Source organism: Ramlibacter sp. (assembly GCF_036383835.1).
Classification (GTDB): Bacteria; Pseudomonadota; Gammaproteobacteria; order Burkholderiales; family Burkholderiaceae_C; genus Ramlibacter.
Window position 1 is genome coordinate 23954 of sequence record NZ_DASVNN010000101.1, and the last position, 16305, is coordinate 40258.

Annotated in this window: 16 protein-coding genes and 1 pseudogene; 14 read left to right on the forward strand and 3 right to left on the reverse strand. The window is 70.2% G+C overall.

The annotated features are described in order from the left end of the window. The first annotated feature begins 57 nt into the window (after positions 1 to 57). From VF522_RS16490 to rsmA, 3 genes are all read left to right on the forward strand, one after another. Positions 58 to 2421 (forward strand): LPS-assembly protein LptD, encoded by a 2364-nt coding sequence (locus VF522_RS16490; protein WP_330909379.1) that lies wholly within the window; start codon positions 58 to 60, stop codon positions 2419 to 2421. 13 nt (positions 2422 to 2434) lie between these two features. Continuing rightward, complete coding sequence (locus VF522_RS16495) at positions 2435 to 3796, forward strand: peptidylprolyl isomerase (protein ID WP_330909381.1); 1362 nt, start codon at positions 2435 to 2437, stop codon at positions 3794 to 3796. Between the two features lie 78 nt (positions 3797 to 3874). Then, positions 3875 to 4636 (forward strand): 16S rRNA (adenine(1518)-N(6)/adenine(1519)-N(6))-dimethyltransferase RsmA, encoded by a 762-nt coding sequence (gene rsmA / locus VF522_RS16500; protein ID WP_330909382.1) that lies wholly within the window; start codon positions 3875 to 3877, stop codon positions 4634 to 4636. A 281-nt stretch (positions 4637 to 4917) separates the two neighbouring features. On the opposite strand, the gene VF522_RS16505 is transcribed toward rsmA, so the two are convergent. The 3 genes from VF522_RS16505 to VF522_RS16515 form a co-directional block, all read right to left on the reverse strand. Then, positions 4918 to 5346 (reverse strand): barstar family protein, encoded by a 429-nt coding sequence (locus VF522_RS16505; protein WP_330909383.1) that lies wholly within the window; start codon positions 5344 to 5346, stop codon positions 4918 to 4920. A 50-nt stretch (positions 5347 to 5396) separates the two neighbouring features. Continuing rightward, entirely contained in the window at positions 5397 to 5801 is a 405-nt protein-coding gene (locus VF522_RS16510; protein WP_330909384.1) for a ribonuclease, read from the reverse strand. 249 nt (positions 5802 to 6050) lie between these two features. After that, positions 6051 to 8363: an NADP-dependent malic enzyme gene (locus VF522_RS16515; RefSeq protein WP_330909385.1), complete on the reverse strand. Its 2313-nt coding sequence runs from the start codon at positions 8361 to 8363 to the stop codon at positions 6051 to 6053. Positions 8364 to 8654: 291 nt separating this feature from the next. On the opposite strand from VF522_RS16515, the gene VF522_RS16520 reads away from it, so the two are divergent. The 11 genes and pseudogenes from VF522_RS16520 to VF522_RS16570 all read left to right on the forward strand — a co-directional run. Further along, entirely contained in the window at positions 8655 to 9380 is a 726-nt protein-coding gene (locus tag VF522_RS16520; RefSeq protein WP_330909386.1) for a beta-ketoacyl synthase chain length factor, read from the forward strand. Next, positions 9373 to 10149 carry a lysophospholipid acyltransferase family protein gene (locus tag VF522_RS16525; protein ID WP_330909388.1) on the forward strand — a complete coding sequence of 259 codons (777 nt, stop codon included), beginning with the start codon at positions 9373 to 9375 and terminating at the stop codon, positions 10147 to 10149. Before VF522_RS16520 ends, VF522_RS16525 begins: the two co-directional genes overlap by 8 nt. Beyond that, entirely contained in the window at positions 10136 to 10417 is a 282-nt protein-coding gene (locus tag VF522_RS16530) for a phosphopantetheine-binding protein (protein WP_330909389.1), read from the forward strand. The genes VF522_RS16525 and VF522_RS16530 overlap by 14 nt, the downstream gene beginning before the upstream one ends. A 3-nt stretch (positions 10418 to 10420) precedes the next feature. Further along, entirely contained in the window at positions 10421 to 10678 is a 258-nt protein-coding gene (locus VF522_RS16535) for an acyl carrier protein (protein ID WP_330909391.1), read from the forward strand. After that, positions 10679 to 11242: a hypothetical protein gene (locus VF522_RS16540; RefSeq protein WP_330909393.1), complete on the forward strand. Its 564-nt coding sequence runs from the start codon at positions 10679 to 10681 to the stop codon at positions 11240 to 11242. After that, a complete protein-coding gene (locus VF522_RS16545) occupies positions 11235 to 12920 on the forward strand; it encodes an AMP-binding protein (RefSeq protein WP_330909394.1) in 1686 nt (561 codons plus the stop codon). Before VF522_RS16540 ends, VF522_RS16545 begins: the two co-directional genes overlap by 8 nt. After that, positions 12913 to 13653 carry a glycosyltransferase family 2 protein gene (locus tag VF522_RS16550; RefSeq protein ID WP_330909395.1) on the forward strand — a complete coding sequence of 247 codons (741 nt, stop codon included), beginning with the start codon at positions 12913 to 12915 and terminating at the stop codon, positions 13651 to 13653. Before VF522_RS16545 ends, VF522_RS16550 begins: the two co-directional genes overlap by 8 nt. Further along, complete coding sequence (locus tag VF522_RS16555; RefSeq protein WP_330909396.1) at positions 13650 to 14606, forward strand: acyltransferase; 957 nt, start codon at positions 13650 to 13652, stop codon at positions 14604 to 14606. Before VF522_RS16550 ends, VF522_RS16555 begins: the two co-directional genes overlap by 4 nt. Further along, positions 14603 to 15019, forward strand: a complete 417-nt coding sequence (locus VF522_RS16560; protein ID WP_330909397.1) for a thioesterase family protein — start codon at positions 14603 to 14605, stop codon at positions 15017 to 15019. The genes VF522_RS16555 and VF522_RS16560 overlap by 4 nt, the downstream gene beginning before the upstream one ends. Then, on the forward strand, positions 15016 to 15633 hold the full coding sequence (locus VF522_RS16565) for an outer membrane lipoprotein carrier protein LolA (RefSeq protein ID WP_330909398.1): 618 nt from the start codon (positions 15016 to 15018) through the stop codon (positions 15631 to 15633). Before VF522_RS16560 ends, VF522_RS16565 begins: the two co-directional genes overlap by 4 nt. After that, positions 15626 to 16305 (forward strand): annotated as a pseudogene (locus VF522_RS16570) (hypothetical protein); the annotation flags it as partial. The gene VF522_RS16565 and the pseudogene VF522_RS16570, both read left to right, overlap by 8 nt.

The following is a 16305-nucleotide window of genomic DNA, read 5'->3' on the forward strand; positions in this document are numbered from 1 at the left end:
AATCGATTCTACAAATCCAATGTGGCGGGCCCGACGGCCGCCCGGGCCCCACCCCCGATGCATCACGTAAGAAACAAGGCGTCCATCGCCCGCTTCGCCCTGAGCCCGGTGGCGCTGGTCGTGGCAGGCCTGCTGCACCCCGCCGCCGCCCAGGAACGGGCCGACGGCGAAGCCGCGCCGCGCCTGAAGGCGGCCCCGCAACTGCGCGAGGACATCCCGGCCGACGCGCGCCGCGAGCTGCCCACCTTCGTGGAGGGCGACCGCGTCCAGGGCCGCACCGACCTCGAGACCATCGTCGAAGGCAATGCGGTGCTGCGCCGCGGCGACACGGTGATCCGCGCCCGCCGCCTCGAATACCACCAGCCGGACGACCTCGCGCGCGCCACCGGCGACGTGCGTATCAACAAGGCCGGCAACATCTTCGAAGGCACGCTGCTGGAACTGCACGTCGACGCCTTCCAGGGCTTCTTCAACCAGCCCCGCTACCGCTTCCTGCAGAACGGCGCGTACGGCGAGGCCGACCGCATCGACTTCCTGGACGAGAAGCGGGCGGTGATCCGCAACGCCACCTACACCACCTGCCAGGCGCGGCCGGGCCCGAGCTGGATGCCGGACTGGATCCTGCGGGCCGCCTCCATCTCCATCAACCAGGAGGAGGAGACCGGCGTCGCCGAGAACGCGGTGCTGCGCTTCAAGGGCGTGCCGATCCTGGGCGTGCCCTCCATCAGCTTCCCGACGGGCGACAAGCGCAAGTCGGGCGTGCTGCCGCCCACCATCGGCATCGACAACAAGAGCGGCCTCGAGCTGACGCTGCCCTATTACTGGAACATCGCGCCGAACCGCGACGCCACGCTGTATCCGACGCTGATGTCGCGCCGCGGCGTCGACCTCGGCGCCGAGTTCCGCTATCTCGAGCCGGGCTACAACGGCGTGGTCCGCGGCAACTACCTGCCCAACGACCGCCTGCGCGATCGCGACCGCTGGGGCATCGCGGCGCTGCACACGCAGCCGAACGTCGTGCTGCCGGGACTCGGCGCCTCCAGCCTGTCGCTGGCGGTCAACCGCGTCAGCGACGACAACTACTGGCGCGACTTCTCGCGCAACTCCGCCTCGCTCACCCAGCGCCTGCTGGCCAACGACTTCAACCTGGGGTGGGGCTGGCAGGACGTCAGGTTCGCCGCCCGCACGCTGAAGTGGCAGACGCTGCAGGATCCGCTGGCGCCCATCGTGCCGCCCTACGACCGCGCGCCGCAGTTCACCGCGCGGCAGACGCGCAGCAACCTGCCCGGGGGCCTGGAGACCTTCGTCGAGGGCGACTACACCCGCTTCTCCTCCGATCCGCTGCGCACGCTGCAGCCCAACGCGCACCGCAGCTATGCGCTGGCGCAACTGAGCCGCCCCTGGCAGGCGCCCGGCTGGTTCTTCGTGCCCAAGGCGCAGCTCCACACGCGGCACTACACCTTCGACGACCGCCTCGCCAGCACCGGCCGCGGCAACGCGGACGTGACCGTGCCCACCCTCAGCCTGGACAGCGGCCTGGTGATGGAGCGGCCCACCACGCTGTTCGGGCGCAGCTTCGTGCAGACGCTGGAGCCGCGCGCCTTCTACGTCTACACGCCGTTCCGCGCGCAGAACCAGCTGCCCAATTACGACTCGGGCCTGAACGACTTCAACTTCGCGACGGTCTACACCGAGAACTCCTTCGGCGGCAACGACCGGATCGCCGACAACAACCTGCTGACGGTGGGCGCGACCACCCGCCTGCTGGATCCGGACACCGGCGCGGAAGCGGCCAAGTTCGCGATCGCGCAGCGCATCCGCTTCAAGGACCAGCGGGTGGTGCTGCCCGGCCAGGAGCCGGTGAGCGAGCGCCTGTCGGACATCCTGTTCGGCGCCTCGGTGACCTTCGTGCCGCACTGGGGCGGCGAAGGCACCGTGCAGTACAACCCGAAGACGGGCCGCTCGATCCGGTCGACCGTCGGCGTGCGCTACAACCCGAGCGACTTCCACGTGATCAGCGCGGCCTACCGCCTGCAGCGCGGCCTGAGCGAGCAGATCGACGTGGGCTGGCAGTGGCCGCTGGCCGACGTGTTCGGCGGCCGCAGCGGTCCGCCGGCCGAGGGCTGCACCGGCCGCTGGTACAGCGTGGGCCGGCTCAACTGGAGCCTGAAGGACCGCCGCCTGGTGGAGGGCATCCTCGGCCTGGAATACGATGCGGGCTGCTGGATCGGCCGCGTCGTGGTCGAACGCCTGCAGGCGGGCACGACGACGGCCAACAAGCGCATCCTGTTCCAGCTCGAATTCGTCGGCTTCAGCCGCCTGGGGTCCAGCGCCCTGCAGACGCTCAAGCAGAATATCCCCCGTTACCAGTACCTGCGCGAGCGCGTCGACACGCCCAGCCGGTTCAGCAATTACGACTAGAGTAAGACCCACGATGAGATTCCGTCCCCTGGCCCTGGCCCTGTCCTGCGCCCTGGCCTTCCCGGCGTTCGCGCAGGGGCTGCGCGTGGTGCCCAACCTGGGCGCGCCGCGCCAGGCCGCCCCGCGCGACGTCGGCCCGCGGCCGGCCGACTACATCGTGGCCGTGGTGAACTCCGAGCCGATCACCAACAACGAGGTGCGCACGCGCCTGCTGCGCTACGAGCAGCAGCTCTCGCAGCAGGGCGGGGCGCAGCCGTCGCGGGCGCAGCTCGTGCGCGAGGTGGTGGAACGCCTGATCACCGAGAAGGCGCAGCTGCAGCTGGCCAGGGAACTGGCCATCCGCGCCGACGAGGGCATGGTGGACCAGGCCGAGTTGAGCGTGGCGCGCCAGAACGGCATCGACGTGTCCGAACTGCGCCGGCGCCTGCAGGCCGACGGCTTCAACCTCACCCAGTTCCGCGACGACCTGCGCAACCAGATCCTGCTGCAGCGCCTGCGCGACCGCGAGCTGGAATCCAAGGTGAAGGTCACCGAGCTGGACATCGACAACTTCCTGCGCGAGCAGGAGCAGAACGGCGGCGACCCGTCCCTGACCGAACTCAATCTCGCGCACATCCTGGTCGCGGTGCCGGAAAACGCCAGCCCGGCGCAGGTGGCGCAGCAGCAGGCCAAGGCGCAGCAGGTCCTGCAGCGCGCCCGCGCGGGCGAGGACTTCCAGAAGCTGGCGCGGGAGACGTCCGATGCGTCCGGCGCCGCGCAGAACGGCGGCGTCGTGGGCGCGCGCACGGCGGACCGCCTGCCGCCGCTGTTCATGGAGGCCACGCGCGGCCTTGCCGCCGGCGGCGTCACCGACGTGATCCGTTCCGCGGCCGGCTTCCACATCGTCAAGGTGCTGGAGAAGCACCAGCTGGGACAGGCCGGCATCACCGTCACGCAGAGCCATGCGCGCCACATCCTGCTGCGCCCGAACGCGCAACTGAGCGAGGCGCAGGCACGCCAGCGGCTGGCGGAGGTCAAGCGCCGCATCCAGGCCGGCCAGGGCGACTTCGCCCAGATCGCGCGCGACAGCTCGCAGGACGCCAGCGCGCGCAACGGCGGCGACCTCGGCTGGGCCAGCCCGGGCATGTTCGTGCCGGAGTTCGAGGACGCCCTCAACAGCCTGCAGCCGGGCCAGATCGCCGACCCCGTCGTCAGCCGCTTCGGCGTGCACCTGATCCAGTTGCTGGAGCGCCGCCAGTCGGCCATGAGCCAGCGCGAGCAGCGCGAGGTCGTGCGCAACCTGGTGCGCGAACGCAAGCTGGACGAGGCTTATGCGGAGTGGGCGCAGGAAGTGCGCGGAAGGGCGTACGTGGAGCTGCGCGAGCCGCCGCAATGAGGGTTGGGCGTTGAGCGTTCCGCGTTGGGCGCGGAGGCTTCCCCACGCTGAACGCTCAACGCCGCACGCTGAACGTCGATGAAACACATCCCCCGCAAGCGCTTCGGCCAGCATTTCCTGGCCGACGTGGGCGTGATCGACGCCATCGTGCGCGAGATCGATCCGCGTGCCGGCCAGGCGATGGTGGAGATCGGGCCGGGGCTCGCGGCGCTCACGCAGCCGCTGGTGGAGCGCGTCGGCCAGCTCACCGTGGTCGAACTCGATCGCGACCTGGCGGCGCGGCTGCGCCAGCATCCGCAGCTGAAGGTGGTGGAGTCCGACGTGCTGAAGGTCGACTTCGGGGCGCTGGCCGGCGAACTCCAGGTGCCCAGGCTGCGGGTGGTGGGCAACCTGCCCTACAACATCTCCAGCCCCATCCTGTTCCACCTGCTGCAGTACGTGGCCCACGTGCAGGACCAGCACTTCATGCTGCAGAAGGAAGTGATCGACCGCATGGTGGCGCGGCCGGCCACTTCCGACTACGGACGCCTGTCGGTCATGCTGCAGTGGCGCTACGCGATGGAGAACGTGCTGTTCGTGCCGCCCGAAGCCTTCGATCCGCCGCCCAGGGTGGACAGCGCGGTGGTGCGCATGGTGCCGTACGCCGAGCCGCCGGAGGTCGACGAGGCGCTGCTGTCGGAACTGGTGCAGGTCGCGTTCTCGCAGCGGCGCAAGATCCTGCGCAACACGCTGGGCAGGTGGCTGGAGGGCAAGGCCTTCGCCGGCGACTTCGACGTGCAGCGGCGGGCGGAGGAAGTGCCGGTGGCGGAGTACGTCGCCCTGGCGCAAGCCCTCCGGTAGCCGTCATCCCCGCGGAGGCGGGGATCCAAGGCGTCCAAAGAAAAAGCCCCGCGGTGCGGGGCTTTTTCAATGCTCTGGGTGCCCGCCTGCGCGGGCAGGACGTCAAGCCGCCGCGAGCCAGTACCCCGCGTTGAAGGGGCTGCTCATGCGCAGCGCGAGAGGAGACACGTCCAGGATCTTGTCCGTGGGCATCTTCTCGCCGTCGTTGGCGGCCGGCAGGGGAGCCGGTTCGCCTTGAGCCTCGTTCGCCCGTTCCGCTTGGCCATTTTGCGCGGAACGGGCTACGGAAAAGAATAGAAACAGCGGAATGGGACTTTCCGGTCTGCCCAGTAATCGGCGGTGTCGCGGAAGATGTCCAGCAGCTGTTCGCGCGCTTCCTTGTCGAACTTGCCGTTGGCGGGGATGTGCTCCAGCACCACGATGAATCCCGGCTGCGGGCCCGACTTGTGCAGCGGGTCCGTCATCACGTCGTACAGCGCATCGAAGTTCTTGCCGAAGTGCTGCGGGAACGTGAATTGCTGGGCGATCATGTCCAGCACGTCCTGCTTGCTCTGGGCCGTGGCCAGGTTGGCGTACAGGAAGTGGTGGCCCAGCGCGGTGGCGGTCTCCTGCAGGTCCTGCACGCGGTAGGCGCGGATGGACTGCACGATGTTGCTGCGCACCCCCTTGAGGGCGGTCTGGGAAATGTCAGGACGGATGGCTTGCTCCATCTCCGTTTCTTTCTCGGTTGTCAAAAACAGGTCCCGCTTCATTTTTCGGGTCACTCCACGATCTGGCGAAAACTGGCGTAGTGGTCGGCGGTGTAATAACAGGCGTGCGGCGCCTTCACGGGCCCACCGCACACGATGCGCCGGGCGCCCCGGTCGCGGGATCCTGGCGTCTTCACGGTGTATTCGCGGTAGTAGCCGCGTTTCTCGATCGGGAGCTGGCGCTCCCGGTTGCCGAACACCGTGCCGTCCTTGCCGTACGGAAAAGGTCCGCCCTGGCGGATCAGTCCATAGGTCTCCCGGCCCTGCGCGGGCAGCTCGGTGACGTGCACCGTGGCCGCTGCGGCGGGGACGGTCCGTTCCTTCCAGCCCGAGAACTGCGCCTGGGCGGGGCCGGTGATCGCGGCGGCGAGGAGAGCGCCAGTCAGCGCTGACTTGATTGCCGCGAATCGGGCCATGAACGGACCTTCTGGGAGATCTTCAAGGGACGCCACCCCGGCGGTTTCACCCGCCGGGCACTCCGGGACCATCCCTTTGGGGGATGGCACCCTTTCCATCCCCGGGTAAACCCGGAAACTTCAAGCGCGGTAGTGTGACGTATCGGTGACCGAAAGGCAAGCCGGCTGCACAATGAATGGGCAGCCGGCAAGGCCATTGCAGGGCCAGCCGCCGCCATTTAAGTTAGCGCCAGCTCCTGCAATAGGCCTTTAGCGTGCAGCGTTCGCGTCGGCGACGGTGAGGGCCGCCATGTTGACGATGCGGCGCACCGTGGTGCTCGCCGTCAGGATGTGCACCGGCTTGGCCGCTCCCAGCAGCACCGGGCCGATGGCAATATTTCCGCCGGCCGCCGTCTTCAGCAGGTTGTAGCTGATGTTGGCGGCGTCGATGTTGGGCAGCACCAGCAGGTTGGCGTCGCCCGACAGGCTGCTGTGCGGCATCAGCTGCTCGCGGGCATGGCCGTCCAGCGCGATGTCGCCGTGCATCTCGCCGTCCACTTCCAGCCAGGGCGCCTCGGCCTGCAGCAGGCCCAGCGTTTCACGCATCTTCAGGGCGCTCGGCTGGTTGCTGCTGCCGAAGTTCGAGTGGCTCAGCAGGGCGACCTTCGGCTTCACGCCAAAGCGCAGCATCTCCTCGGCCGCCATCACGGTGATCTCGGACAGTTGTGCCGCGGTCGGGTCGTAGTTGACGTGCGTGTCGACCAGGAACACCTGGCGGCCGGGCAGCATCAGGCCGTTCATGCAGGCATAGGTGTTGCAGCCGGCGCGCTTGCCGATCACCTGGTCGATGTAGCGCAGGTGCATGTCGGTGGTGCCCCAGGTGCCGCAGATCATGCCGTCGACCTGGTCCTTCTGCAGCAGCATCGCGCCGATCAGCGTCAGGCGGCGGCGCATCTCGATCTTGGCCATCTGCACCGTGATGCCCTTGCGCTCGGTCATGCGGTGGTAGGTCTGCCAGAAGTCGCGGTAGCGCTCGTCGTAGTCGGTGTTGACCACGTCGTAGTCGCGGCCCTCCTGCAGGCGCAGGCCGAACTTCTCGATGCGCTGGGCAATGATCTGCGGCCGTCCGATCAGGGTCGGACGGGCCACGTTCTCGTCGACCACGATCTGCGCGGCCCGCAGGATGCGTTCTTCCTCCCCCTCGCAGAAGGCCACCTTCTTCTTCGCCGCCGTCTTGGCCAGCGCGAAGATCGGCTTCATGGTGGTGCCCGAGGCGTAGACGAAGCTTTGCAGCTTCTCGCGGTAGGCGTCCATGTCCTGGATCGGGCGCAGCGCCACGCCGCTCTCCTGCGCCGCCTTCGCGACCGCCGGGGCGATCTTCATCATCAGCCGCGGGTCGAACGGCTTGGGGATCAGGTACTCGGGACCGAAGGACAGCTGCTGCCCGGCATAGGCCGCCGCCACCACTTCGCTCTGCTCCGCCTGCGCCAGCTCGGCGAGGGCGTGCACCGCGGCGATCTCCATTTCCATGGTGATCGTGGTCGCGCCGGAATCGAGCGCGCCGCGGAAGATGTAGGGGAACACCAGGACGTTGTTGACCTGGTTCGGGTAGTCGGTGCGGCCGGTGGCGATGATGCAGTCGGGGCGCGCCGCCTTGGCGTCTTCCGGCGAGATCTCCGGGTTCGGGTTGGCCAGCGCGAGGATCAGCGGCTTGGCCGCCATCTTCTTGACCATCTCGGGCTTGAGCACGCCGCCGGCGGACAGGCCCAGGAACACGTCGGCGCCCTCGATGACTTCGGTGAGCGTGCGCGCCGGGGTGTCCTGCGCGAACTGCTCCTTGTCCGGGTCCATCAATTCCTTGCGGCCCTTGTAGACCACGCCGGCCAGGTCGGTCACGAAGATGTTCTCGCGCGGCACGCCCAGCTTCAGCAGCAGGCCCAGGCAGGCCAGCGCGGCGGCGCCGGCGCCGGAGGTCACCAGCTTGACGCTCTTGAGGTCCTTGCCGACCACCTTCAGGCCGTTGATGATGGCCGCGGCGACCGTGATGGCCGTGCCGTGCTGGTCGTCGTGGAAGACCGGGATCTTCATCCGCTCGCGCAGCTTGCGCTCGACGTAGAAGCAGTCCGGCGCCTTGATGTCTTCCAGGTTGATGCCGCCGAAGGTGGGCTCCAGCGCCGCGATCACGTCGACCAGCTTGTCGAGGTTGTCCTTCTCGGCGATCTCGATGTCGAACACGTCGATGCCGGCGAACTTCTTGAACAGGACGCCCTTGCCTTCCATCACCGGCTTGGCGGCCAGCGGACCGATGTCGCCCAGGCCCAGCACGGCGGTGCCGTTGGTGATCACCGCCACCAGGTTGCCGCGCGCGGTGTAGCGGAAGGCATTGGCCGGGTCCTTGACGATCTCCTCGCAGGGCGCGGCGACGCCGGGCGAGTAGGCCAGGGCCAGGTCGTGCTGGTTGACGAGTTGCTTGGTCGCGGCGATCGCGACCTTGCCGGGGGTGGGCTTCTCGTGGTACTCGAGGGCGGCCAGGCGAAGTTCGGCGCGCTTGTCGCGGGTCACCGGGGAAGTGGGATTGGACATGGATCCGGTCTCCTGGGCGCCGACTGCGGACGCCCGCTTGTTCTAGGGGCTGATACCTAAGGGGTTCGGGATTGTAGACCTCGGCCCGGGTGGAAACCCTAGTACGGTGATCTGCGTAGCGAAGCCCTCCATGGTACCCGGCCGCCGCCTGTCTCCGATTTCCGACGCGGGCGGCGCCAAATGGATGATTCTTGGCCCCCCGGCGACGCTCTTACATCTGGAGGAGGAGGCTTCGAAGACACATCCATTAACATCGCCCGGCAAGGATGAGCAAAGCCCGGGAGGGGCCAGATGGGTGTGCGCTTCGCGATCGAGGACTGGGCGGCTTGCGCCCCCGGCCTGCACACGCCGGCGGAGTGGCGGGAATGGGCACGCGAGCCCTGGTGCCCGCAGGGAAGCCTGGAAGCGAAGCTGGAAGAGATGCCCGCCATGCAGCGGCGGCGCCTCAACGCCCTCGGACGCGCGGCCGCGCAGGCCGCCTGGAACGTGCACGCACCCGACCCGTCCACTCCCGTGGTGTTCGCCTCCGGCCATGGCGATGCCCAGCGCTGCCTGCAGCTGCTCGGGGAGTTCGCCGCGACCGGTGCCGCCTCGCCCACCGATTTCGCCCTGTCCGTCCACAACGCCATCGGCGCCATGTACTCGATCACGCGCCGCGACGGCGCGCCCTACAGCAGCATCGCTGCCGGTCCCGCGAGCGCGGCGGCCGGCCTGCTCGAGGCCGCCGCCCTGCTGGCCGACGGCGCGCCGCGCGTGCTGCTGGTCTGCTACGAGGCGCCGCTGCCGGGAGAGTACGCGGCTTTCGAGCGCGAGGCGCCCGGCGCGTATGCATGGGCCTGGCGCGTGACGGCCGCCAGGGAAGGCGAGCCGCATTGCGAACTCACCTGGACCGCCGACGACTCCAGGCCCTCGGCGCTGCCCTTCGGCCTGCAGGCCCTGCGCTTCGCGCTGTCCGATGCGCCCAGCGCTTCCGCCTGCAGCGAAGGCACCCGCTGGACCTGGAGCCGCCATGCGTGAGCGGCTGGACCGCGGCTGGCGCGTGATCGCCACCGGCCTGAGCTTCGCCGCCTTCGGCCTCGGCGGCCTGCTGCTGCGCCTCGCGGTGTTCCCGCTGCTGAACCTCTGCGTGCGCGACCGCGAGCAGCGCGTGCGCATCGCGCGCGACGTGATCCGCGCCACCTTCCGCTTCTTCGTCGGCCTGATGCGCGCGCTGGGCGTGCTCACGCTGGAAGTGCGCGGCCTGGAGCGCCTGCGCGGCGGCGGCCGCCTGATCCTCGCCAACCATCCGACGCTGATCGACGTGGTGCTGCTGATGGCCGTCATCGAGCAGGGCGACTGCATCGTCAAGAGCGCGCTCGGGCGCAATCCCTTCACGAGCGGGCCGGTGCGCGCCGCCGGCTTCGTGCTGAACGACGGCGGCGAGGGCCTGCTCGCGGACTGCCTGCGCTCGGTGCGCACCGGCAGCAACCTGATCATCTTTCCCGAGGGCACGCGCAGCGTTCCCGGCGCGCCATTGAAACTGGAGCGCGGCGCCGCGCGCGTGGCGGTGCACGGCGAGCTGGACGTCACGCCGGTGCGCATCCGCTGCTCGCCGCCCACGCTGGCCAAGGGCGAGAAGTGGTGGCGCGTGCCCGCCACGCGCCCGCATTTCCGCGTCGAGGTCGACGAGACGATCGCGATCACGCCCTTCATCGAAGGCGCCGCGCACCCGGCCCTGGCCGCGCGCCACCTGAACCGGCACCTGACCGACCATTTTTCGAGAGAGCACGAACTTGCAAGCGCTTGAACAAGAGATCAAGGAACTGATCATCTCCTCCCTTTCGCTGGAGGACGTGCGGCCGGAGGACATCGCCACCGACGCGCCGCTGTTCGTCGAAGGCCTGGGCCTCGATTCGATCGACGCGCTGGAGCTCGGCGTGGCGCTGCAGAAGCGCTACGGCGTGCAGATGTCCGCCGACGCCGCCGAGACCCGCCGCCATTTCAGCAGCGTCGCCGCGCTGGCCCGCTTCGTCGCGGCCGCGCGCGCCGGCGCGCCCATCGCGCAGAAGGGATAGCCCATGACCAAGGACGACATCCACCAACGCATCGCCCGCATCATGGAGGAGACCTTCGAGATCGACCCCGCGCGGGTGACGCTCGAGGCGAAGCTGTACGACGACCTCGAGATCGACAGCATCGACGCCGTCGACCTGATCGTGCAGCTCAAGCCGGTGGCGGGCCGCCGGCTCGAGCCGGAAGCGTTCAAGCAGGTGCGCACGGTGGGCGACGTGGTGGACGCGCTGCACAACCTCCTGAACAACCCGGCGCCGGCCTAAGTGCGCAGGCCCCTGCAACTGCTGGCGACGGTCGCGACCGCGGCCTACCCGCTGCTCGTCTACCTGGGGTTCGGCCGCTGGGATCCGCTGTGGCTGGCCCTCGGCCTCGCGGCGCTGATGCTGCTGCGCGCGGCGGGCGCGCGCGACGCGATGTGGCTGGTCGCCGCTGGCGGCGCCTTGCTGCTCGGCGCCGCGACGACGCTGGCGGGCAGCTGGCTGCCGCTGAAGCTCTATCCGGTGATGGTGAGCGCGGTGCTGCTGGCGGTGTTCGCCGCCAGCCTGTGGCGCGGGCCCACCGTGATCGAGCGCATCGCGCGCCTCCGCGAGCCGCAGCTGCCGCCCGAAGGCGTGGCCTACACGCGCAAGGTGACCGCCGCCTGGTGCGCGTTCTTCGTGACCAACGGCGCGCTGTCGGCGGCGACGGCGCTGTGGGCCAGCGACCGGCTCTGGCTGCTGTACAACGGCCTGCTCTCCTACCTGTTGATCGGCACCTTCTTCATCGCCGAATGGCTGCTGCGCCAGCGCATGCGCGCGCGGCTGGCGGCGGGGGCTTCGCATGGTTGAATGGCTCCCGCTGACGCGCGCGGCGCTGCCGGCGGCGCACGAGCGCGGGGTCGCCGTGCGCGCCGGCCAGGCGATCCCGCATGCGCAGTTCGCGCGCGATGTCGCCCGCTGGCAGGCGAGCTTCGCCGCCGTGCCGGGTTCGCGCATCGCCCTCTTCTTCGACGACGCCTACGACTTCGCCGCGGCGCTGTTCGGCGCCCTGCACGCGGGCAAGCAGCCGGTGCTGCCGGGCGATGCGCAGCCGGCGACGGTCGCCCGCCTGCTGCCGCAGGTGGATGCCTGCGCGGGCGAATTGCCGGGCGCGCTGCAGCCGGCGGCCGCGCCGGCGAGCGGATTGCGCGAACTGGACCTGCGCGAGTCGCGGATCGTCATCCACACCTCCGGCTCCAGCGGCCAGCCGCTCGCGATCCACAAGCGGCTCGCCCAGCTCGATGCGGAGATCCAGCACCTCGACGCCGTGTTCGGCCCGCGCCTGTCGCCGGACGCAGTGGTGTTCTCCACGGTGAGCCACCAGCACATCTACGGCCTGCTGTTCGTCACGCTCTGGCCGCTCGCCGCGGGACGCCGTGTCGCGATCGAGAAGCTGGTGTATCCGGAGCAGATGGCCGAGCGCCTCGCGCGCCAGCCCGCGGTGCTGGTGTCGAGTCCCGCGCACCTGAAGCGCCTCCCGGACACGCTGGACTGGGCGCCGGCGCGCGCGCAGCTGCAGGCGATCTTCTCCTCCGGCGGCCCGCTGCCGCCCGAGTCGGCGCAGCAGGCGCACGCGCTGCTCGCGCAGTCGCCGATCGAGGTGTACGGCAGCTCGGAAACCGGCGGCGTGGCGTGGCGCCAGCGTGCCTTCGACGGCGACGCGTGGACACCGCTGCCGGGTGTGCAATGGAAACTGAAGGACGACACGCTGTGCGTGCAGTCGAAGCACCTCGACGGCGACGACTGGTGGGAGACCTCCGATCGCGTGAAGGCGCTGGAAGGCGGCCGCTTCCTGCTGCAGGGCCGCGCGGACCGCATCGCCAAGATCGAGGAGAAGCGCGTGTCGCTGGTGGCGCTGGAAGAAGCGCTGGTGGCGACCGGTGAACTCGTCGAGGCGAAAGCCCTGCTGGTGCCCGAAGACGGTGGCGCGCGGCTGGGCGTCGTCGCGGTGCCCAGCGAACGCGGCTGGACGGCGCTGCGCGCCGGCGGCAAGCGCGCGCTGAACGACACGCTGCGGCGCGAACTGCTGAAAGGTTTCGAGCGCGTGGTGCTGCCGCGGCGCTTCCGCTACGTGCGCGAGCTGCCGGTGAATTCGCAGGGCAAGGCGACCGAGGCGCTGCTCACCGCGCTGTTCCAGCCGGAGCTGCCGCCGGTGCGCTGGGAACGCCGCGATGCGGCGCAGGCGCTGGCGGTGCTCGACATCCGCCCCGACCTGCGCGTGCTGGACGGCCACTTCCCCGGTGCCCCGCTGCTGCCGGGCGTCGTGCAGATGGACTGGGTGGTGCAGTTCGGCCGCGAAGCCTTCGCCCTGCCCAGGACCTTCCTGCGCGCCGAGCAGCTGAAGTTCCAGTCGCCGGTGCTGCCGGGAACCGCGTTGCAGCTGCAACTCGACTGGAATGCGGCAACGGGCCAACTCGCCTTCCGCTATGTCTCCGCGAGCGGGCCGCACGCCAGCGGCCGCCTGGTATTCGGGGGCGGCGATGCTTGATCCCGTCGCGGTCGTCCCGGTCTACAACCACCCGGCCACCATCGGCGGGGTGACGCGGCAGATCCTGTCGCACGGCCTGCGCGTGATCCTGGTGGACGACGGCAGCGAGCCCTTCTGCGCGCGCCGGCTGCAGGAGGTCGTCGCCGACGCGCCCGATCGCGTGACTCTGCTGCGGCTGCCGCACAACCAGGGCAAGGGCGCGGCCATGATCGCCGGCTTCCGCGCCGCCGCCGCGCGCGGCCATACGCACGTGCTGCAGATCGACGCCGACGGCCAGCATGCCTGCGGCGACATCCCGCGGTTCCTCGCGCAGTCGCGCGCCCGGCCCGATGCGGTCATCGCCGGCTGCCCCATCTACGACGCCAGCGTGCCGCGCGGCCGCCTCTACGGCCGCTACGCGACGCACGTCTGGGTCTGGATCAACACGCTGTCCTTCGACATCCGCGACTCCATGTGCGGCTTCCGCCTGTATCCGCTGGCGAGCCTGCTGCCGCTGCTGGACGCGGCGCGCATCGGCAGCCGGATGGATTTCGACAGCGACGTGATCGTGCGGCTGCACTGGCGCGGCGTGCCCGTGGTCAACCAGCCCACGCGCGTCACCTATCCGCAGGACGGCATCTCGCACTTCCGCATGTGGAGCGACAACGTGCGGATCTCTTCGATGCACGCGCGGCTCTTCTTCGGCATGCTGTGGCGCTCGCCGCTGCTGCTGTGGCGCAAGGTGGCGGCATGAGCGAGGCACGGGCGACCCACTGGGCCGCGATCGGCGAGTCCACCTTCGCCGGCGGCATCTGGGCGCTCTATGGCGTGCACCGCCTCGCCGGCCGCCGCGTGCTGAGGGCGCTGCTGTGGCCGGTGGTGCTGTTCTATGCCTGCACGCAACCGCGTGCGCGCCGCGCTTCGCTGGACTACCTGCGCCGCATGCAGGCCGCCCACGGCGCGATCGGCGCCGAGCCCGGCGCGCGGCACTGGCTGCGCCACCTGCTGGCCTTCGCCGAGACGCTGCTGGACAAGCTGCTCGCCACGGCCGGCCGTTATCCCTGGCAGCGCGTGCGCGTCGAGGGCCAGGAGCAGGTCGACGCCCTGCTCGCCGCCGGCCGTGGCGCGCTGCTGGTCACCGCGCACGTCGGCTGCCTGGAGCTGTGCCAGGCGCTCGCCACGCGCATGCCGAAGCTGCGGCTCACGGTGCTGGTGCACACGCGCCATGCCGAGCGCTTCAACCGCATCCTGCGCCGGCTCGATCCCGATACGCATGTGGAACTGCTGCAGGTCACGTCGGTCACCGCCGCCACCGCCGTCGAACTGGAGCAGCGCGTGCGCGCCGGCGGGTTCGTCGCGATCGCCGGCGACCGCGTGCCGGTGGACGCCGGGCGCACGGCGACGGTGGACTTCCTCGGCGCGCCGGCCGCCTTTCCGGTCGGCGCCTACGTGCTCGCTTCGCTGCTCGCCTGCCCGCTGCTGTTCCTCGGCTGCATCCGCGAGGGCGAGGGCCACGTCGTGCGCTTCGAGACGCTCGCCGACCGGCTGGAGCTGCCGCGCGTGGCGCGCGATCAGGCCCTGCGTGATTGCGCTGGAGCCTTCGCCCGCCGCCTGGCGGCGCTGCTGGTGCGCTCGCCCTACGACTGGTTCAACTTCTTCGATTTCTGGGCGGCGCCGAAGCGCGCCGTCCGAGGTTCCACCGCATGAACCCTGACCTCAGCCACGAAGTGGAGGTGGTGCCCGCCTTCTACGACATCGATCCGATGGAGATCGTGTGGCACGGCCATTACGTGAAGTACCTGGAAGTGGCCCGCACCGCGCTGCTGGGCAAGTTCGACTACGACTATCCCCGCATGCGCGCCTCCGGCTACGGCTGGCCGATCGTCGACATGCGGCTGAAGTACGTGCGCCCGGCCGAACTGGGCCAGCGCCTGGTCGTGCGCGCCGAGATCGTGGAATGGGAAAACCGGCTGCGGATCGTCTATGCGATCCGCGACGCGGCCAGCGGCCGCAAGCTCACCGAGGCCAGCACCATCCAGGTCGCCGTGGACATGAAGACGCGCGAGATGCTGTACGTGTGCCCGCCGGTGTTGTGGCGGCAGCTGGGAGTGAAAACATGACCACGCGCCGCGCTTTCTGCCTCGCCGCGCTGGCGACCCCGTCGCTGTGGGCCAGCGAGGCGTCCCCGTTGCTGCGCGAAGTGCGCGAGCGCCTCGCGCAGGACCCCGTGCTGCGCGGTGCCTTCGAGCAGCGCAAGACGGTCAAGGGCTTTCGCCATCCGCTGGTGTCCAGCGGCGAATTCACCGTGTCGCGGCGGCGCGGCGTGCTGTGGCGCACGCAATCGCCTTTCGCGTCCACGCTGGTGGTCACGCGCGACCGCGTGCTGGCGCGCCAGGCCGACGGCAGCATCGCGCGGGTGCTGAACGCGAGCGAGGAACCGGCGGTGCGCACCATCAGCGAGACGCTGTTCGGCGTGATGGCCGCGGACCTCGCCCTGCTGGTGCAGCGCTTCCAGATCGATGGCGAGCTGGCCGGCCGCGAAGGCTGGCGCCTCGCACTGCAGCCGCGCGATGCGGGCATGGCCCGCTGGGTCGGCCGCATCGAGCTGGAGGGCGATCGCTTCCTGCGCGGCGTGCGCCTGCAGGAAGCGGGCGGCGATGCGACGCAGATCCGCCTGTCGCGCCACGCCGCGGACACGGCGCTGCGCGTCGACGAGGAGGCCCAGTTTGAGTGATCCCGGCCTGTTGCATTCCCCGGAGGAGCTGACCCGGCTCCCTTCGATCCCCGGTGGGCGCTGGAAGCTCGCCGGCTGGTTCTGGCTTGCCTGCGTGCTGCTGATCGCCGTGCACCAGTTCCAGTTCTGGCGTGCCGGCCGCCTCGACACCGACGTGCTCGCGCTGCTGCCCGCCTCGCGCCAGTCGCCGGAAGTCGCGCGGGCCAGCGAGCTGCTGGCCCAGGGCGTGTCGCGCCAGGTGGTGGTGCTGCTCGGCGCACCGGACTGGGCTTCCGCGCAGCGCGCGGCCGTCGCGTGGCGCGCTTCGATGGCGCAGGCCGGTGCGCCGCTGAAGGCCGGCGCCGGCGCCGGCGTGCAGGCCGATGCGGTCCTGCAGTTCTACGAGCCCTGGCGCATGCGGCTGCTGACACCCGCGCAACGCCACGAACTCGAGCGTGCACCGCCGGCCACGCTGGTGCAGCGCTCGCTCGCGCTGCTGCACCAGCCGGGCGTCGGCGCGCGGCTGGCCGACTTCGCTTCCGATCCGCTGGGCCTGTGGCCGCAATGGCTGCAGGCGCGCGCCGGCCAGAGCCGCGCGCGGCCGCGCGACGGCGAGCTGTGGGTCAGCGGCGAAGGGCAGGAATGGATCGCCCTGCCCTACGAGATCACCGGCCGGCCCTTCGCCATGAACGG